We start from the raw sequence: 17,559 nt of genomic DNA, 5'->3' as shown, positions 1-17,559 counted from the left end.
TGAACTCGAGCGTGAACTCTCGTCTCGTCTTCGCCATCCGACACCTTCCCCGCTCAGCATGAGCGTATCAGAGGTGTCCGCGATGCCGAGGGAGGATCACGGGTGCCACAGAGCAAGATCGAGAAGTCGCTCAGAAACCTCGGGAACTTATATGGCATTGAATTCTCGGCATTGAATTGCCGTAAGCCGGCGGACTAAATCGAGGCCATGATCTGCGGCAGCGACTATTTGACGAAGGCTGAGCTGCTCCACATCCGAGCTTCAGCCTACGCCATTGAGAACGCGACCAAGAACGAATTCGGCCACTGACGCTACCTGGGCAAGCTGCCGCGGCGATACAGGACCGAGCAGTGCGAGTTCGGACGAAGGCGACATCGCGCGCCACATTCAGCGCCGGCGCTTCCAGCGGCTGCGTATAGCCCTGCCCTGCAAGGACCGGTCTACCGCGGCTCTGGCCTACAACCTCTGGCTTGCCGACGAGGGTCGATTTAACCGTGCCTTCGGTGCATCCTTTAAATGGCCGCTCAGGCCGTACCGATCGGCTATCCATCAAGACCGGCTGGACCAATCTGGCCTTGAGCAGGCTTACGCCGCTGCACATTAGATCAACAGCGAGCTCTACTAATGAGGACTAGCGATCGAGGCAGCTCGGGGATATCCGGCCTTCCGCTGGCGCTGCTGCTCGCGACAACGCAGATGCTAGCCTTCAGCGATCGCTTCCTCATCACCTTGGTCGCGCAGCCGCTGAAGGTCGATCTCGACCTCTCGGACGCCCAGCTCGGCATCCTGCAGGGATCGGCCTTCGCGTTCCTGAACGCCGCAGCGATGCCTTGGGCGGGCGGCATCGCCGACCGGGGGCACCGGCGGGCGCTGCTGATGGCCAGCGTGCTCGCCTGGAGCGCCGCGACGCTGCTGTGCGGTTTTGCGGGATCGTTCGCTGTTATGGTGGCCGCGAGAGCTCTTCTGGGTTTGGGTCAGGCGGCCGTCGCCCCAGCCGCGTTGTCGCTTTTGGTCCATCACTTGCCCCGGGAGAAGCTCGGGCGTGCTGTATCGCTGATGACCGCAGGGATCAGCCTCGGGCGCACGGTGGCGCTTCTGGCGGGCGGCGCGGTGCTGGCATGGCTCTCGGCATCCTCGCCCCTCGAGGTCCTCGGCTTCGGTGCGATACGCCCTTGGCAGGCACTCTTCGTGTTAGCGTGCATCCCAAACTTCGCGCTGCTGGCCGGCCTATGGCGAGTCGTCGAGCCGCCGGCTGCGCCGGTACGCGATGGCCGCCCGGCCTACGCCTGGATGTGGCGCCACCGTGCCACCTACCTTCCGCATTTCGGCGCCGCGGCCGCGACCATGCTAATCAACCAGGCGCTTACAGCCTGGGCGCCGACCTTCTACGTGCGGGTCCACGGGCTGACGCCGGCTGAGAGCGGCCTACACCTGGGTCTGGTGGTGCTGATTTCCGCGCCGCTCGGCCATCTGGCGGGCGGTCACTGGCTCGATTGGGCCCGAACGCGGATGCCCCGGACTGCCGCTTCGCGCGCCCTCGCTTTCGGCCTAGCGCTTACGCCGATCTGCACGGCGGGGATGGTCCTCGCCAACAGCACAGCCGTATCGCTCATCGCGTTCGGCGCACTAATCGCGGCTCTGGGTTTCTCCAGCCCTGCCGCTCTTGCCGGCCTACAGTTCGTTACGCCGAGGAGGTTCCGCGGCCGGACGAGTGCCATATTCGTCGCCGGCGTCACACTGGTCGCATTCGGTGCTGGTCCTGTACTCATCGGCGTGGTGAACGATCGCGTTGTTGGTCCTCAGCACGTCGGCATGGCAATGCTGTCTGTGTTCGGTGCGGTGGCACTCGTCGGCATCGCGCTGGCGATCGCAGCCTGTCCTTTGGAGCCGCGTAGGCGCGATGTGATCCTCCCCTGATTTCGTGAAACCGAGGGAGGATCAAGCCGCTGCCTCCTCCCATAAGCAGTCATCCATCGGCCGTCCGCCAGTTTCATCTTGGTGCGAGGCGCGGGATCATAGCGGCCACCACAGCGTTTCTTGTGTGGCCGGATCAAAGGTCTGGGCTTGGTGACCCATGACTCCCCATAACTAGGCCCAGAGCTGGAACCAGAGGCTCTAGCCTGTCTATCTTCAGCTTGGAACGTTGACCTCGGCCCGCTCGAGAGCCTCCTGCTCATGTGGAATACGGGTTGCATGAACGGACCTGCCGCCGCGTAGGAGGCGAAGCGTTCGGACCTCGTTCTTGCTGTACCCCCTGGTCGTAGCACTCGGTTCACAACGCTATCGCGTCGAGCGTCCGTTCGGCCACTGGCAGGAATGCGCCGGGCGCGTCACGGGGGTCGCTCACAGCCGACGCGGCGTACACGTCCTCCTGCGCGAGGATCCGCTAAACGACACGGGCGGTCCTCGGGTTCTGACACTGGACGACGAAACGGGGACGCCCCTCGCCGCGTGGGGCGCCGCCGTGATCGCCGACGCGCATCTCCTCGCGGCGTACGGCGAGCGTCTCTACATCGTCGATCGCGATGCCCACCAAGTGATCGTCACGACGCTCGATGGCGAGGTGCGGTCTCGGCTTGGAGAGCGCAATCGGCCGCTCGCGCCCTTCAACCATCCCACCGACGTCGCGGTTGCCCCCGACGGCACGGTCTACGTCTCGGACGGCTATGCAGGGGCCTCGGTCCATCGCTTCGCCCCCGACGGGACGCCCATCACACGCTGGGGTGGGTGGGGGACGGGGCCGGGCGCGTTCGTCAACCCGCACGCGATCTGGGTGATGCGCGATGGCCGAGTCGTGGTCGCCGATCGCGAGAACGGGCGCCTGCAGGTCTTCGATCCCGACGGCACCCTGCTCTCGATATTGACGGGCTTCGTCCGGCCTGCCGACCTCTGGGGCGACGCGGAGGACCGCCTCTACGTAGTCGATGCCGTCCCGACCCTGACGCTGCTCGCGCCCCACGGCGCCATGATCGGCCGCTGCCGCCCCGTGCTCAACGGCGCGCACGGCGTCTGGGGCGATGGAGCCGGCCGGCTGTACCTGGCCGAAGGCAATCCGAGCCGGGTGACACGCCTCGTCCCGATCCCGGAAGGGGCACAGGCATGAGGGTTCTCGTCTTCGGGGGGGCCGGCTTCGTCGGCCTCAACATCATCGAGGCCCTCCTAAGCCGAGGCCACGAGACGATCGCCTTCGACCGTTCGCCTCTGCCCTCCTCCGCAGTACGGGCCTTCGCGGCGCTGCCCGGCCGGCTCGAGACGATCACGGGCGACGTCACGGACCGGGCCGCCGTGACCGAGACGATCCGGCCGGGACTCGACGCGATCATCCTGGGAAGCGCCATCACGGCGGATGCCACCCGCGATGCCGTCGACCCGGAGACGATCCTCTCCGTCAACCTGATGGCGCAGGTTCCCATCCTGGAGCGCGCCAGGGATGTCGGCACGGGCCGGATCCTCAATCTCAGCTCCGGCGTCGTCTACGGCGGCATGGGTGAGCGCGAGCCCGTGCTGACGGAGGAGACGAGCGTCGATCCGGTCGGTCTCTACGCCATCTCGAAATACGCCACCGAGCGGGTCGGCACGCGGCTCGCCGGCCTCTGGGAAATCGACCACGTCAACGTCCGGCTGAGTTCCGTGTTCGGCCCCTGGGAGCTGGCCACCCAGGCGCGCGACACCCTGAGTCCGCACCGGCAGATGGCGAGCCTCCTGTGCACCGGCCGCCCGGCCCTTCTCGCGCGCGCTGGCTGGCGCGACTGGATCTATGCCCCCGATGTCGCCGAGGCGGTGGTCCATCTAATCGCGGCCCCGCGCCTGACCTCCCGCCTGTTCAACGTCTCGGCGCCGGACCGCTGGGCCGCCCTGGACTGGGGCCGACGCCTCGGCGCGCTCGATCCGGACTTCGTGTGCCGCGTCGTCGAGCCCGGTGAAACGCCGACGATCCGCCTGCACGCGCCGGTCGACCGCGCTCCGCTCTCGACGGACCGGATGCGGAACGAGCTCGGCTGGGCGGCGAGGTTCGGGATGCAGGATTCGGCGGACCATTTCGTGGCCTGGTGGCGGCAGTACGGAAGCAAGTTGGACGGTCCATGAGGCTTGCGGGCAAGGTCGCGGTGATCACGGGCGGCGGGTCCGGCATCGGTGCCGCCACCGCGCGGCTCTTCGCCCGCGAGGGCGCCCGGATCGCCATCGTCGATCGCGACGAGCGGGCCGCTGCGACGAGTCTCGCCGCGATCGAGGCCGAATCCGGCGAGGCGATGGTGCGGATCGCCGATGTCGGCGACGGGGATGCCGCCCTGCGGGATGCCGCGGCCGTGCTGGACCGCTTCGGGCGCATCGACATCCTGGTGACGGCGGCCGGTTACTCGTGCGGCGGCACCGTCACCACCACTGATCCGGCCGACTGGGACGCGGTGTTCCGCGCCAACGTGGGTGGGACTTGGCTTTGGAGCCGGGCCGTGATCCCCGCGATGCAGCGCCAGGGCGGGGGCGCGATCGTCGCGTTCGCCTCCCAGCTTGCCCTCGCAGGTGGACGTGGCAACAGCGCGTACATCGCTGCGAAGGGGGCCATTCTGAGCCTGGCACGCACGATGGCGCTCGATTACGCTGGAGACGGCATCCGGGTGAATGCGATCGTGCCCGGCGCGGTCGAGACGCCGATGCTGCGGCGCGGTTTCGCCCGTCAACCTGATCCGGCCCTGGCCGAGGAGCGCTCGCGGGCCCGGCACGCCCTGGATCGGTTCGGCCGGCCCGAGGAGGTCGCCGAGGCTGTTCTGTTCCTCTCTGTCAATGCCGCAGGCTTCATCACCGGGACGACGCTCGCGGTCGATGGCGGGTGGCTCGCCGCATGAGTCCGTCCCGTGACGGCATCGGTCTCAACGCGCTCTCCACCATGGTCGGCGACGACCTCGCGCGCACCGCCCATCCCCCCGCGCCCTGGCTGACACCGCGCACCGGCCCGGATGGACGCCATGCTTACGACGTGCTGGTCGTCGGTGCCGGGCAGTCCGGGTTGGCGACCGCCTTCGGCCTGATGCGGTCGGGCGTGACCAACATCCTCGTGCTCGATCGCGCCCGAGCGGGCAGCGAGGGACCGTGGACGACCTACGCGCGCATGCACACGCTCCGCAGCCCGAAGGAGTTCACCGGCCCCGATCTCGGTGTCCCGAGCCTGACCTATCAATCCTGGCACGAGGCCCGATTCGGGCGGACGAGCTGGCAGGCGCTCGGTCTGATCCCGAAGGCGCTTTGGGCCGAATACCTCGTCTGGTTTCGGGAGGTGACCGCGCTCCCCGTGTGCAACGACGTCGAGGTCACGGCCATCGGGCCGGCCGACGGGGGGCTGCTCGCCGTCAAGACAATCTCGCAGGGTTCCTCCGAGACGCGGTATGCGCGCAAGGTCGTGCTGGCGACGGGGCAGGAGGGGATGGGGCGCTGGGCCAGCATTCCTGCCCTCGACGACCTCCCCGCGCATCTGAAGGCTACCACGGCCGATCCGATCGATTTCACGTCCCTCGCGGGCCGGACAGTCGCGGTCGTGGGCGCCGGCGCATCGGCCTTCGACAACGCGGCGACCGCGCTCGAAGCCGGGGCGACGGTGCATCTCCTCTGCCGCCGGGCGGTACCGCAGACCGTTCAGCCATACCGCTGGCTCACCTTCACGGGCTTCCTGCGCCACCTCTCCGAACTCGACGATGCGTGGCGCTGGCGATTCATGGCGACGATCCTCGGGATGCGCGAGGGCTTCCCACAAGCGACCTACGACCGCTGCGCCGGCCATGCCGGCTTCCGCCTGCACGAGGGCGCCCCGGTGCTGGCAGCCCGGCAGACGGGCGACCGGGTCGCCCTCCACACGCCGAACGGAAGCCTCACCGTGGATTTTGTCATCGCGGCGACGGGCATCGCCATGGATTTCTCGGCGCGCCCGGAATTACGGCACCTAGCCCACAACATCGCCACTTGGTCCGATCGCTACACACCGCCGGAGGGGGAGGCGAACGCGCACGCCGCCTCGTTCCCCTACCTCGCGGACGACTACGCCCTCACCGAGCGGATCGCCGGCGCGACGCCCTGGATCCGCAACATCCATCTCTTCGGGATCGCCTCGACGATGAGCTTCGGGCCCTCCGGCGCCTCGATCAATGCGATGACGACGGCGGTCCCTAAACTCGTGGCCGGGATCACGCGCGGGTTCTTCCGGGCGGACATCGAGGGGCACTGGGCCGCCTTCCAAGCCTACGACGTCCCGCAGGCCATCCTGCGCACGCCATCCGGAACTGGAACGGCACTTGCCACGCTCGGCGGCGACACGACCGTCCGGGCCGGACAGGCCCGCTTCACCGACCGGATCGATCGGAGCCAGGAACCATGAGAGCGCGCGCCCACCACTTGGTCGTCGCGGGCGCCCTGACGCTCACGATCGCTCCGCCCGCCACGGCCTTTGCCCAGAGCCGCGCCGAGACCCTGCGCTACGTGACCGGCGCCAGCGTCAACACCCTCGACCCGACCATGCCGGGCACCACCCGTGAGGCCTTCGCCGTCAGTCTCGCCACCTACGACCGCCTGGTCGCCTTCGGCAGGAAGAAGCTGGGTGACAGTTGGGTCTTCGATCTCGATACCGTGCGCGGTGAGCTCGCGAAGAGCTACGACGTCTCGCCCGACGGCCTCACGATCACCTTCCACCTGCGTCCGGACGCCAAGTTCCAGGACGGCACGCCCGTCACCGCCGACGACGTGAAGTGGTCGCTGGACCGCGCGGTCTCGGCGAAGTCGCTCGCCGCGCCGCAACTCCTCACAGGCTCGCTGACGAGTCCCGACCAGTTCAAGGTCATCGATCCCTTGACCTTCGAGGTGACGCTGCCGAAGCCCGATCGGTTGGCACTCCCGAATCTTGCGACCGTCTACCCCGTGATCTTCAACGCGAAGGTCGCCAAGAGCCACGCGACGGACCAGGACCCCTGGGCGCAGGAATGGCTGAAGGCGAACACGGCCGGCAGCGGTGCCTACAAGGTCGAGACCTTCCGGCCCGGTGAGCAAGTGTCCCTACGCCGCAACGAAGCCTGGACCGGTGGCGCCTCGGACAAGCCCGCCGCCTTCAAGCGGCTGATCGTACAGTCGATCCCGGATGCCGCCACGCGCGCGAATCTCGTCGAGCGCGGCGACGCCGACATCGTCATCGACTTGCAGGCGAACGATGCGGCCGCGCTTCAGAGTCGTGGCAAGCTCAAGGTGGTGTCGACGCCACAGTTCAACGCCGTGACGCTGATCTCCTTCAACAACACGATGCCGCCCTTCGACAACGTCGAGGTGCGCAGGGCCATCGCCTCCGCGCTCCCCTACGACGACATGTTCAAGGCCGCCTTGTTTGGACGCGGCACGCCCCTGTTCGACGGGAGTTGGCCCGACGGCCGGCCGCCGAGCGCAGGCTTCCCGATCCCGCAGCCGATCCACCTCGATCTCGCCGACGCCAAGAAGCACCTCGCGGCGGCGGGCCTTCCGAACGGCTTCGAGACCACGTTCAGCTTCAGCGTCGGCCAAGCCGCGACCGCCGAGCCGATGTCGGCGCTCATACGCGAGTCGCTCGCCAAGATCGGCATCAAGGTCGAGATCCGGAAGCTGCCCGACGCGCAGATGTCGACGCTGATCAGCGACAAGAAGGTGCCGTTCTTCACCGACGGCATAGTCGCGTGGCTGCCATCGAACGACTACTTCTATCGTAATTTCTACACCGGCAACCAGCGCTGGAACTATTCCTCGATCATGAGCCCCGACATCGAACGCATCGCCAACACGGCGCGCTTCGAGCAGGACAAGGCCAAGTACGAAGCGGATGCCCGCGAACTGAACGCGATCCACTTCGCCGAGATGCCGCAGATCCCGATCTGGCAGCCGAACCAGGATGCGGTGATGCAGCCCTCGATCAAGGGCTACGTCTATCAGTTCCACCGCCAGGTCGATTACCGCGATCTGAGCCGGGATTAGGAGGGTGGCCATGGCGGACCGGCGATTCTCCCTCGATCGCGATTCCCGCATCGTGTCGGGGCAGCCGCGATGATGCGCACCTCCCTCGGCGCGACCACGGGGCGGGCAGCGCGCAGGCTTCTGTCGTCCGCACCGGCCCTCCTAGGCGTGCTGGTCTTCACCTTTCTCCTGATGCGGGTGCTGCCCGGGGATCCGGCCGTGTTCTTCGCGTCCGGGCCCAATGCCGGACAGGCGGAGATCGAGGCCGTGCGCAAGCAGATGGGACTCGATCGCCCGATCCCCGAGCAGCTCCTGCGCTATCTCGAGGATGTCGGGACCGGCCAGCTCGGACGCTCTATGACCACGGGCCAGCCGGTCGTGAAGGATCTGCGCGAGCGCCTGCCAGCCTCCCTAGAATTGACCTTCGCGGCGCTGCTCATCGCGCTCACGCTGTCGGTCCCGCTCGGCATCCTAGCAGCGCTCAGACCGGGATCCGCGCTCGACCACGGCGTGCGCCTGCTGTGCTCGCTCGGGGTCTGCGTGCCGACCTTCGTCTCGGGGCTGCTGCTGATCTACGTGTTCTACTATCTCCTCGGCTACGCACCCGATCCGACGGGGCGTCTCGACCTGTTCGCCGCCTCGCCGCCCGGCATCACCGGCTTCCTGCTCATCGATTTCGTGCTCACGGGCGACGGGGAGGGCTGGCGCGCCGCCGCCGCGCAACTGGTCCTGCCCGCGATCACGATGGCCCTCTTCGTCATAGCCCCGCTCGCGCGCATCACCCGCGCCTCGATGCTCGCCGTGCTCGGTAGCGATTTCATCCGCACCGCGCGCTCCCTCGGCCTTTCGCGGACACGCATCGTCGTCACCTATGCCCTGCGCAACGCGATCCTGCCGGTGCTGACCATCGCGGGCATCGTCTTCTCGACGATGCTGGGCGCCAACGTTCTGGTCGAGAAGGTGTTCTCCTGGCCCGGCGTCGCCTCCTACGCCCTCGATGCGCTGCTTTCCTCGGATTACGCTCCGGTGCAGGGTTTCGTACTCCTGATGGCCGCGATCTTCGTCGCCGTGAACCTCGTCGTCGATCTTCTTTACGGCTTGGCCGATCCGCGGGTGTCGATCTCTTGAGCGCTCTCGCTGCCACGGCTCCGTCCCGCGCCATGCTCGGCCATCTCGGCTGGGTGCTGCGTCGCAACCCGGTCACCGCGCTGGCCTCGACCGGAGCCCTGGCCCTGTGCCTCGTCGCCGTCTTCAGTCCCTGGCTCACTCCCTACGACCCGATCGCCTCGGATGTCCCGAGCGCCCTGCGGCCGCCGAGCGCGGCGCACTGGGCCGGCACGGACCAGCTTGGGCGCGATCTCCTCTCGCGCATCATCGCCGCGACGCGCCTCGACCTCGCCATCGCGCTCTCGGCCGTCGGCCTCTCGTTCGTGGTCGGGGCCGTAATCGGGAGCTTCTGTGGCTACGCCGGGGGCAAGCTCGACCGGGCGGTCGGGCGCCTCGTCGACGTGCTGATGGCCTTCCCGCTGTTCGTGCTGGCAATGGCGATGGTGGCCGCGCTGGGCAATCGGGTCGAGAACATCGTCATCGCGACTGCCCTCATCAACCTTCCATTCTACATCCGCTTCGCCCGGGCAGAGGTGAACGTCCGGCGCGACCTCGGCTGGGTGGAGGCCGCGCGTGCCGGAGGCGAGAGCCACGCCTCCGTGGTGCTGCGCTACCTGCTGCCGAACATCCTGCCGGCGATGGCGGTGCAGATCTCGTTGAACCTCGGCTGGGCCGTCCTCAACGCCGCTGGCCTGTCCTTCATCGGGCTTGGCGTCCGGCCCCCGACCCCGGAATGGGGCATCCTCGTCGCGGAGGGCGCGCGCTTCATCACGACGGGCAAGTGGTGGCTCGTGGCCTTCCCGGGCCTCGCCCTGATGCTGTCCGTGCTGTGCTTCAACCTGATGGGCGACGGGCTGCGCGACATCCTCGATCCGAGGCAGCGCACGTGAGCCCCCTCCTGCGCATCGAGAACCTCAGCGTCACGTTCGCCACCCGTGCCGGGCCGGTCGAGGCGCTTCGTGGGATCGACCTGACCCTCGGGGCCGGGCAGACGCTGGGCATCGTGGGCGAGAGCGGATCGGGCAAGTCGGTCACGGCGTTCGCGACGACGCGGCTCCTCGACCGGGCCGGGCGTATCGCGGGCGGGCGCATCCTGTTCAAGGGTCAGGACGTGTCCCGTCTATCGGCGAAGGAGATGCAGGCGCTGCACGGCGCCGCGATCTCGATGATCTTCCAGAACCCGCGCGCGGCGCTGAACCCGATCCGGACGGTCGGGCTGCAACTCGCCGATGCCCTGCGGGCGCACCGCGACCTCTCGGCCGCCGCCGCCCGAGCCCGGGCGCTCGACCTTCTCAACGCCGTGCTGATCCGGGACCCCGAGCGGCGGCTCGATGCCTACCCGCACGAACTCTCCGGCGGCATGTGCCAACGGGTCATGATCGCCCTCGCGATCGCCTGCGAACCGGCGCTCCTTATCGCCGACGAGCCGACGACCGGCCTCGACGTCACGACGCAGAAGACCGTGATGGACCTTCTCGCCCGCATCGCCGCCGAGCGGGGCATGGCGATGATCCTGATCACGCACGACCTCGGCCTCGCCGCACAGTATTGCGGGCGCGTCGCGGTGATGGAACGCGGCCGCCTCGTAGAGGAGGCCGCACCGGGGCAGCTCTTCGCGGACCCGCAGCACCCCTATACGAAGCGGCTGGTCGCGGCCTCGCCGACGCCGAACTCGACGCTCGCCGATCTCGTGGGCGAGGCGCGGCCGGCGGGCTCCGGCATTCCCGCCACTCCCCGTACCGTGCCACCCCGCGGCACGCCGCTCCTCCTCGAGGTGCGGGACCTCGTCAAACGCTACGGCAGCGCGGCTGCGGTCGATGGCGTGTCCCTCGCGATCCGGCCGGGTGAGAGCCTCGGCCTCGTCGGCGAATCTGGATCGGGCAAGAGCACAACCTCGCGCTTGGTCTGCCGCCTCATCGACCCGAGCGCGGGCACGATCCTGTTCGACGGCCAGTCGATCGGCACAGTCCCGGCCCGCGACTTCCACCGCTCGGAGCTTCGGCGCGCCATCCAGATCGTCTTCCAGGATCCGAACGACAGCCTCAATCCACGCTTCTCCGCCTTCGACAGCATCGCGCAGCCCCTGAGACGATTGACCGGGCTGCGCGGTGCGGCCCTGCGTGCGCGCGTGATGGAGAGCGCAGAGCGCGCGGGCCTCGGACCCGATCTCATCGATCGCTTCCCGCACCAGCTCTCGGGGGGCCAGAAGGCCCGCATCGGCATCGCGCGAGCGATCGCCGTCCGACCGCGCTTTCTCATCCTGGACGAGCCGACGGCCGCGCTCGACGTGTCGGTCCAGGCCATGATCCTGCACCTCCTCGACCGGCTGCGCCGGGAGGACGACCTCGCCCTCTTGTTCGTGAGCCACGACCTGAACGTGGTGCGCATGATGTGCGACCGCACGATCGTGCTGCAGAACGGCCGGGTGGTCGAGGAAGGCGCGAGCGACACGCTCTTCGCCCGCCCGCAATCCCCCTATGCCCGCGAGCTCCTCGCTGCGATCCCGCATTTCGATCCGGGGGCGCCGCTGGCCGCGACCGCCTGATGCTGTCTTCACAAGTCGCCCCGGGGCGTGAGGCGGCGGCCCGACACCTGATCAAAGGACCCTTCATGCGCGTGATCCGCACGGCCGCCGCCCAACTCGGCCCCATCCAGAAGAGCGAAGATCGCGCGAGCGTCATCACGCGCATGATCGCCCTGCTGGACAAGGCCAAGGTCGAGGGCGCGGATTTCATCGTCTTCCCGGAACTGGCCCTCACCACCTTTTTCCCGCGCTGGTACCATGAGGACCGCCGTGAAGCGGATGCCTGGTTCGAGGCGTCCGTGCCAAGCGCGGCGACAGCACCGCTCTTCGACCGCGCCAGGACGCACGGCATGGCCATGTCATTTGGCTATGCCGAGCTCACCCCCGAGGGTCGACACTTCAACACCTCGATCCTCGTCGACAAGTCCGGCGGAATCGTCGGCAAGTACCGCAAGATCCATCTGCCGGGACACGTCGAGTACGACCCGGAGCGCACGCATCAGCACCTCGAGAAGCGCTACTTCGAGCCGGGCGATCTCGGCTTCCCGGTCTGGCGGGCTTTGGGCGGCATTCTCGGCATGTGCATCTGCAACGACCGGCGCTGGCCGGAGACTTATCGCGTCATGGGCCTGCAGGGCGTCGAGATGGTGACGCTCGGTTTCAACACCCCCGCCGTGAATTCGCAGCGCGGCGGCGAGGGCCTGGAGCAGCGGCTGTTTCATCATCGCCTCTCCTGCCAAGCCGGCGCCTACCAGAACGCCACCTGGGTGGTGGCCGTCGCCAAGGCGGGGGATGAGGACGGCCATCATCTCACCGGCGGCACGCTGATCGTCGATCCCGACGGGTTCATCGTCGCCGAACTCGCGGGCGAGGCGGATGGGATCATCGTCCATTCCTGCGATCTCGACGAGACGCGCTTCGGCAAGGAGACGATCTTCGACTTCGCCCGCCACCGCCGCACCGAGCATTACGGCCGCATCACCGCCCAGACGGGCGTCGTCTTACCGGACTGAGCCCATGGACAGCGTCAGCTTCGCCGATCTCGCACCGTACGACCGCTACAAGCTCCTGTGCGCGACGATCGTGCCGCGCCCCATCGCCCTGGTGACGACGCTGGGACCGGACGGCACCGTCAACGCGGCGCCGTACTCCTTCTTCAACGTGTTCTCCGAGGACCCGGCCTTGATCGTGCTCGGCCTCCAGCACAAACCCGATCACAGCCCCAAGGACACGACGCGCAACATCGCCCGCACCGGCCAGTTCGTCGTCAACCTCGTCGACGAGGCGCTCGCCGAGGGGATGAACGTCTGCGCCGTCGATTTCCCACCCGACGTGAGCGAGGTCGAGGTGGCCGGCCTCTCCCTGAAAGCCGGCATCGAGATCCCCGTGCCGCACATCGCGCAAGCGCCCTTCGCCCTCGAATGCAGGCGCGAGGTCTCGCTCGCCTTCGGCCCGCAGCGTGAACTGCTCGTCGGCGAGGTCCTGCACCTCCATGCCCGGCCGGGCCTTCTCGATAGCGAGCGCCTGCGGATCGACACGGAGGCCTACCGTCCGGTCGGCCGCCTGTTCGGGGACAGCTACGCCCGGCAAGGCGACCGCTTCGCCCTGGTGCGGCCGAGCTACGCGGATTGGCTCAGCGCGCGCGATGCCTGAGGCCGCCTCGGGCAAGGAGGTCAGCCTAATGGAAGGCCAAGGCGCCGTAGGCCATGGCGACCGCGGCCTGCGTCGGGTCGATTACGGGGATTCCCAGTTCGTCCTCGAGCGGCCGGCGATGCGCGGCCATGCCGGCGCAGCCCAGGACGATGGCCCCGGCGCCGTCCTCGTCACGCAACGCGCGCCCGACCGCGAGCATGCGGGCGAGCGTGCCCTCGCCGGAGGCCGTCTCGGCAACCGACATCTCCAATGCTCGCTCGCCGGCGAGGCGGTCGGTGAGACCCATCTGGCGCAGGTAGCGCATGTGCCGCGGGATCGAGCGGGTGCGGATGGCGATGACGCCGAAGCGATCGGCCCGGGCGAGCGCCGTCAGCACCCCGGCTTCCGCGATGCCGAAGACCGGACGCGCGGTCGCCTCGCGGCATACGTGAAGGCCCGGGTCGGAGTAGCAGGCGATGACGAAGGCGGCGGCCTCGTCGTCGCTTTCCACAAGGCGCCTGAGCGGGAGCGTCACGCTCTCGACATCTGCCTGGCTCTCGATCCCGAAGGGTCCTTCCGAAAGCGTCCGGCACACGATCCGTGGTCCTCCGAGCGCGGAGAGCGGCGCGAGCGCTCGCTCCAGTCCCCGGGTGACTGCCTCGTTCGCATTGGGGTTGATCACCACGACCCGCTGCTGTGCCGTCATCACTGCCGCTTTCTCATCACGCCCCGGCCGGGCGCGCCGGGCCCCCGAAGCAAGTTCCGAACAAGAGCCCTCCCATGAGCGATCCGATCTACGACGTCGTGCTGCGCGGCGGCACGGTCGCAACCGCGTCCGACGTCTTCCAGGCCGACGTGGCCGTGCGCAACGGGACGGTCGCAGCCCTCGGCACGGAACTCCCGCGGGGCCGCTCCGAGATTGATGCGACGGGTAAGCTCGTCCTGCCTGGAGGCGTCGACGCCCACGCCCATATCGAGCAGGTCTCTGCCAACGGCATGCTGAACGCCGACACCTGGGAGAGCGCCACGACCTCGGCGGCCCTCGGTGGCACGACCTCGGTGATCGCCTTCGCCGCCCAGCATGTCGGCATGGATCTCGCGCAGGTCGTTGAGGATTACGCGGCGCTCGCGCGGAAGGGCGCCGTCATCGACTACGCCTTCCACCTCATCGTGGCCGACCCCACAGACAAGACCCTCAAGGAGGATATACCCGTCCTGGTGAAGGCGGGCCACACCTCGCTCAAAGCCTTCATGACCTACGACCGACTGCGGCTGCACGACGAGCAGATGCTCGACCTGATGAGCGCCGCCCGTGAGGCCGGGGCGCTCGTCTGCACGCATGCCGAAAACCACGGCATGATCGCCTGGATGGGGAAGCGCCTCATCGCCGAGGGCAAGGTCGCCCCGAAATACCACGCCGATAGCCATCCGCGGTTGTCGGAGAGCGAGGCATTCGAGCGCCTCGTGCGCTTCTCCGAGTTCCTCGACCAGCCCGTGATGATCTTCCACGTCTCGACCGCCGAGGGCGCCGCCATCCTGCGCCGCGCACGAGGCGAAGGGGTGAAGGTCATGGCCGAGACCTGCCCGCAATACCTGTTCCTCACCGCCGCCGATCTCGATAAGCCCGGGATCGAGGGTGCCAAGTGGATGTGCTCGCCGCCGGTGCGCGAGACTCGTGACCAGGAGGCCCTCTGGCGTGCCCTGGACCTGGGCGACCTCCAGGTCGTCTCGTCCGACCACGCGCCCTATCGCATGGACGAGACGGGCAAGCTGAAGGCCGGGCCGGTCCCAACGTTCAAGGAAATCGCAAACGGCATGCCGGGCCTGCAGTTCCGGATGCCGCTGCTGTTCGACGCCATGGTGTCGAGAGGGCGCCTCGGGCTGCGCAAGTTCGTGGACATCACCGCGACGGCGCCGGCGCGGCTTTACGGTCTGACGACGAAGGGCTCGATCGCCATCGGCCAGGATGCCGACCTCGCCGTCTGGGATCCGGCCCGCGCCATGACGCTGACGGACGACCTCGTGGCCGACCGCACGGGTTTCACGCCCTATACTGGTCGCACGGTCACCGGCTGGCCCACCACGGTGCTACGCCGGGGTGAGATCGTCGCACAGGATGGCGCCGCTCGGGCCCAGCCGGGCTCGGGCCGCTGGCTGAATCGCCTGTGAGCACGCTCACTCCGGAGCAGCTCGCCTGCGCTTCCCTCCGTCGGGAATGCCGTCCGGGTTGGCCCGCTGTTGCAGAAATGCGCTTGGCCGGCTGAGCCTTCCAGGCATAGGGCACGCGGTCAGCCTTCAGATCCGCCTTCTCAGCTTCGGTATTGCGCTGCTTGGGTACGGCGACCATGGTCGCGTCGACGATCTGTCCGCCCACCGCCAGGAAGCTGGCCTGCCGCAGAGCCGTTTCGTAGGCGCCAAACAGCACCTGGATGGCCGGCTGGCCCGCGATCTGGGCTCGGGTGAGCGCTTCGCAAAAGGTCCAGATCGTGTTGGCGTCCGGCAACGGGTCGGATAGCTCGAGCCCGAGGAAGCGCATGACCGAGAGCCTGTGCTTGATCAGGAACTTGAGTCGCGCTCGTCCGAGAGCGAGTGGCTGGCCTAGAGGAACAGCACCTTGAACATGAACACGAGATCGAACGGCGGGCGCCACCCTTCGACCTGTCTGAGCGGGGCACCGCGCGGGCCAGATCAGGCCGGAACAGCTCGAAATCGCCGATGGCGCTCAGTCGCTCCAGCGCGTCGTCCTTGGCCGAAAGATCCTTCAGGTGCTCGTCGACGTCGAAGAACCCGGGCTGACCGCGCATCGCAGCACCTCGCAAACCGCCAGGGCGATCACACCACAAACCGCATTAAACCGCGACGTTTTTGGAGGTGCCCGATGATCTCCTCCAGAGAAACGTCGCGGAGAGGATCAGTTTTTTAGCCAGCTGACCTACTGCAAACGGTTCAAATCGGTCTACGGGACGGCCATCAATGATAGGCCGGGCCGCAAAAGCGAACCCGACTACACCAGATTCTATCGCGCCAGAGCGTCAGCCGGGCCGCCCGCATGCTGGCCAGAGTACCGGTAGGCTGGGGCCAAGCGGTAGTGGGTCACCGAGATCTCCGGCAGGACCACCGAGGCATTGCCGGCGTAGCCCGAGTACGCCGAAGCCGGATAGGGGCTGTGCTTGCTGTCGATGCCCTGCGCCAAGGCGGGCGTAGCAACGGCAACCAGCGCGGCCGCGGCGAGCAGATGCAGCTTCATGACGATCTCCATACGTGTTCGTTTGACTTCACAAGGAAGCAATCCGGTCAGTCGGGTCGCGGCGTGAGGAAGATCGTCGGTGCGGCGGTCTTGATCGCAGCAGCTGTGCTTGGCCGGCTGTGATCTCTCAACGGCATACTCTGCCGATCGTTCGTCGGGTTTTGTGTGCTACCACACAGGGCGCAAGGGAAGCTGTCTAGGATCCCTCACCCGCACCTGACCCGTCGGCGGCCGCTTGCACGAAGCCGAGAAGCCGCTCGCGAGTACCAGGGTCACGGATCTCCCGAAACAGACGCAGAAGTTCCTCCTCCCCCTTTATCACCGCGGCTACGCCCGACGGCTCGTGCACCGGCTTCAGGAATGCCGATACAGGCATGCCCAACGCGGCCGCGATCTGCTCAAGCCAATAGAAGGTCTCATCAGCCCGGTGTTCCACCAGGGCGCTCGCTGAGCTGACCATGAGGCATCGCAAGAGCGATCACCTCGTAGGAGAAGCGACCAGCACGCACCCCTCAGGGTGGCGTCACCATCAAAGGTTTGCCTTGCCGCGACGCCTAGTGAACGTTGAGGCGCCCTGTCTCATCCGTCGTCATCTGCGCGAGGCGCTGCCCCGCCTCGAGAAGCAAGGCATCGAAGACCGGGACGCGTTCGTCAGGGCGAGATGGTGCCCGTGATGGATGGCATATCGGAGGAGGAGACGTGCGAGCGCCGCCTCTCCTCCAAGGCCGCCTGCAACTCCCGACCGAGATCGGACACCGTGAAGGGCTTACTGAGCAAGCGCACGCCAGGATCCAGCATCCCGTTGTGGACGATGGCGTTGCGCGTGTAGCCCGTCATGTACAACACGATCAGGTCAGGATGCGTGTCCCGGATGCTGTCGACGAGCGCACGTCCGGTCTCTCCCGGCATCACGACATCGGTCAGCAATACCGTGACATCAGGGTGCTCGGCGAGTATGCGGCGCGCCATCTCAGCTCCGTCGGCGCCGATGGCTTGGTGACCTGCCCCCACGAGGTGGTCCGAGTTCAAAATTAGTGCAGGGTCGGCCTCTGCTCTACGGGTAGCTTGGCCGCCGGAGCCGGTCGGGCGAGCGCAG

General features: G+C 67.7%; 16 protein-coding genes and 1 pseudogene. 12 read left to right on the top strand and 5 right to left on the bottom strand.

Annotation, left to right across the window (positions count from 1 at the left end; all coding sequences use genetic code 11):
* Positions 1-696 precede the first annotated feature (696 nt).
* The 11 genes from ASG32_RS23745 to ASG32_RS23695 all read left to right on the top strand — a co-directional run bounded on the left by ASG32_RS23745 (position 697) and on the right by ASG32_RS23695 (position 13,237).
* Entirely contained in the window at positions 697-1,917 is a 1,221-nt protein-coding gene (locus ASG32_RS23745; RefSeq protein ID WP_244492155.1) for an MFS transporter, read from the top strand.
* 325 nt (positions 1,918-2,242) lie between these two features.
* The gene (locus ASG32_RS23740) at positions 2,243-3,103 is read left to right on the top strand and encodes a hypothetical protein (RefSeq protein ID WP_056531394.1); all 861 of its coding nucleotides are present in this window, start codon (positions 2,243-2,245) and stop codon (positions 3,101-3,103) included.
* A complete protein-coding gene (locus ASG32_RS23735; RefSeq protein ID WP_056531392.1) occupies positions 3,100-4,086 on the top strand; it encodes an NAD(P)-dependent oxidoreductase in 987 nt (328 codons plus the stop codon). Before ASG32_RS23740 ends, ASG32_RS23735 begins: the two co-directional genes overlap by 4 nt.
* A complete protein-coding gene (locus ASG32_RS23730; RefSeq protein ID WP_056531390.1) occupies positions 4,083-4,844 on the top strand; it encodes an SDR family oxidoreductase in 762 nt (253 codons plus the stop codon). The genes ASG32_RS23735 and ASG32_RS23730 overlap by 4 nt, the downstream gene beginning before the upstream one ends.
* Complete coding sequence (locus tag ASG32_RS23725; RefSeq protein ID WP_082558033.1) at positions 4,841-6,364, top strand: NAD(P)/FAD-dependent oxidoreductase; 1,524 nt, start codon at positions 4,841-4,843, stop codon at positions 6,362-6,364. Before ASG32_RS23730 ends, ASG32_RS23725 begins: the two co-directional genes overlap by 4 nt.
* The gene (locus tag ASG32_RS23720; protein WP_056531387.1) at positions 6,361-7,974 is read left to right on the top strand and encodes an ABC transporter substrate-binding protein; all 1,614 of its coding nucleotides are present in this window, start codon (positions 6,361-6,363) and stop codon (positions 7,972-7,974) included. Before ASG32_RS23725 ends, ASG32_RS23720 begins: the two co-directional genes overlap by 4 nt.
* Positions 7,975-8,046: 72 nt before the next feature.
* Entirely contained in the window at positions 8,047-9,081 is a 1,035-nt protein-coding gene (locus ASG32_RS23715; RefSeq protein ID WP_056531402.1) for an ABC transporter permease, read from the top strand.
* A 32-nt stretch (positions 9,082-9,113) separates the two neighbouring features.
* On the top strand, positions 9,114-9,950 hold the full coding sequence (locus tag ASG32_RS35350) for an ABC transporter permease (RefSeq protein ID WP_056531385.1): 837 nt from the start codon (positions 9,114-9,116) through the stop codon (positions 9,948-9,950).
* Complete coding sequence (locus ASG32_RS23705) at positions 9,947-11,605, top strand: ABC transporter ATP-binding protein (RefSeq protein ID WP_056531383.1); 1,659 nt, start codon at positions 9,947-9,949, stop codon at positions 11,603-11,605. The genes ASG32_RS35350 and ASG32_RS23705 overlap by 4 nt, the downstream gene beginning before the upstream one ends.
* A 65-nt stretch (positions 11,606-11,670) precedes the next feature.
* A complete protein-coding gene (locus ASG32_RS23700) occupies positions 11,671-12,597 on the top strand; it encodes an N-carbamoyl-D-amino-acid hydrolase (protein ID WP_056531381.1) in 927 nt (308 codons plus the stop codon).
* 4 nt (positions 12,598-12,601) lie between these two features.
* Positions 12,602-13,237, top strand: coding sequence for a flavin reductase family protein (locus ASG32_RS23695; RefSeq protein WP_056531379.1), 636 nt, complete (start codon positions 12,602-12,604; stop codon positions 13,235-13,237).
* Between the two features lie 25 nt (positions 13,238-13,262).
* On the opposite strand, the gene ASG32_RS23690 is transcribed toward ASG32_RS23695, so the two are convergent.
* Positions 13,263-13,898: an aspartate/glutamate racemase family protein gene (locus ASG32_RS23690; protein WP_056531400.1), complete on the bottom strand. Its 636-nt coding sequence runs from the start codon at positions 13,896-13,898 to the stop codon at positions 13,263-13,265.
* A 98-nt stretch (positions 13,899-13,996) separates the two neighbouring features.
* Between ASG32_RS23690 and hydA the strand changes: the two genes are divergently transcribed.
* Entirely contained in the window at positions 13,997-15,385 is a 1,389-nt protein-coding gene (gene hydA, locus ASG32_RS23685) for a dihydropyrimidinase (protein ID WP_056531376.1), read from the top strand.
* 82 nt (positions 15,386-15,467) lie between these two features.
* Here hydA and ASG32_RS32875 read toward each other — a convergent pair.
* The 4 genes and pseudogenes from ASG32_RS32875 to ASG32_RS23670 form a co-directional block, all read right to left on the bottom strand.
* Positions 15,468-16,020 (bottom strand): annotated as a pseudogene (locus tag ASG32_RS32875) (transposase); the annotation flags it as partial.
* Between the two features lie 212 nt (positions 16,021-16,232).
* Positions 16,233-16,463, bottom strand: a complete 231-nt coding sequence (locus ASG32_RS23680; protein WP_056531398.1) for a hypothetical protein — start codon at positions 16,461-16,463, stop codon at positions 16,233-16,235.
* A gap of 196 nt (positions 16,464-16,659) precedes the next feature.
* Complete coding sequence (locus ASG32_RS23675) at positions 16,660-16,923, bottom strand: hypothetical protein (protein ID WP_056531374.1); 264 nt, start codon at positions 16,921-16,923, stop codon at positions 16,660-16,662.
* A 191-nt stretch (positions 16,924-17,114) separates the two neighbouring features.
* Positions 17,115-17,559, bottom strand: a 445-nt coding sequence (locus ASG32_RS23670; RefSeq protein WP_157862052.1) for a response regulator, incomplete at its 5' end; no start/stop codon positions are given.

The organism is Methylobacterium sp. Leaf361 (assembly GCF_001424445.1).
Taxonomy (GTDB): Bacteria; Pseudomonadota; Alphaproteobacteria; order Rhizobiales; family Beijerinckiaceae; genus Methylobacterium.
This window is presented reverse-complemented; position numbering and strand designations above follow the sequence as displayed.

Excerpts from the sequence above, each read along its gene's own strand:
- ASG32_RS23695 (WP_056531379.1), top strand. The coding sequence starts at position 12,602 with ATGGACAGCGTCAGCTTCGCCGATCTCGCACCGTACGACCGCTACAAG.
- ASG32_RS23725 (WP_082558033.1), top strand. The coding sequence starts at position 4,841 with ATGAGTCCGTCCCGTGACGGCATCGGTCTCAACGCGCTCTCCACCATG.
- ASG32_RS23675 (WP_056531374.1), bottom strand. The coding sequence starts at position 16,923 with ATGGTCAGCTCAGCGAGCGCCCTGGTGGAACACCGGGCTGATGAGACC.
- ASG32_RS35350 (WP_056531385.1), top strand. The coding sequence starts at position 9,114 with ATGCTCGGCCATCTCGGCTGGGTGCTGCGTCGCAACCCGGTCACCGCG.
- ASG32_RS23680 (WP_056531398.1), bottom strand. The coding sequence starts at position 16,463 with ATGAAGCTGCATCTGCTCGCCGCGGCCGCGCTGGTTGCCGTTGCTACG.
- ASG32_RS23715 (WP_056531402.1), top strand. The coding sequence starts at position 8,047 with ATGCGCACCTCCCTCGGCGCGACCACGGGGCGGGCAGCGCGCAGGCTT.
- ASG32_RS23700 (WP_056531381.1), top strand. The coding sequence starts at position 11,671 with ATGCGCGTGATCCGCACGGCCGCCGCCCAACTCGGCCCCATCCAGAAG.
- hydA (WP_056531376.1), top strand. The coding sequence starts at position 13,997 with ATGAGCGATCCGATCTACGACGTCGTGCTGCGCGGCGGCACGGTCGCA.
- ASG32_RS23735 (WP_056531392.1), top strand. The coding sequence starts at position 3,100 with ATGAGGGTTCTCGTCTTCGGGGGGGCCGGCTTCGTCGGCCTCAACATC.
- ASG32_RS23745 (WP_244492155.1), top strand. The coding sequence starts at position 697 with ATGCTAGCCTTCAGCGATCGCTTCCTCATCACCTTGGTCGCGCAGCCG.
- ASG32_RS23730 (WP_056531390.1), top strand. The coding sequence starts at position 4,083 with ATGAGGCTTGCGGGCAAGGTCGCGGTGATCACGGGCGGCGGGTCCGGC.
- ASG32_RS23720 (WP_056531387.1), top strand. The coding sequence starts at position 6,361 with ATGAGAGCGCGCGCCCACCACTTGGTCGTCGCGGGCGCCCTGACGCTC.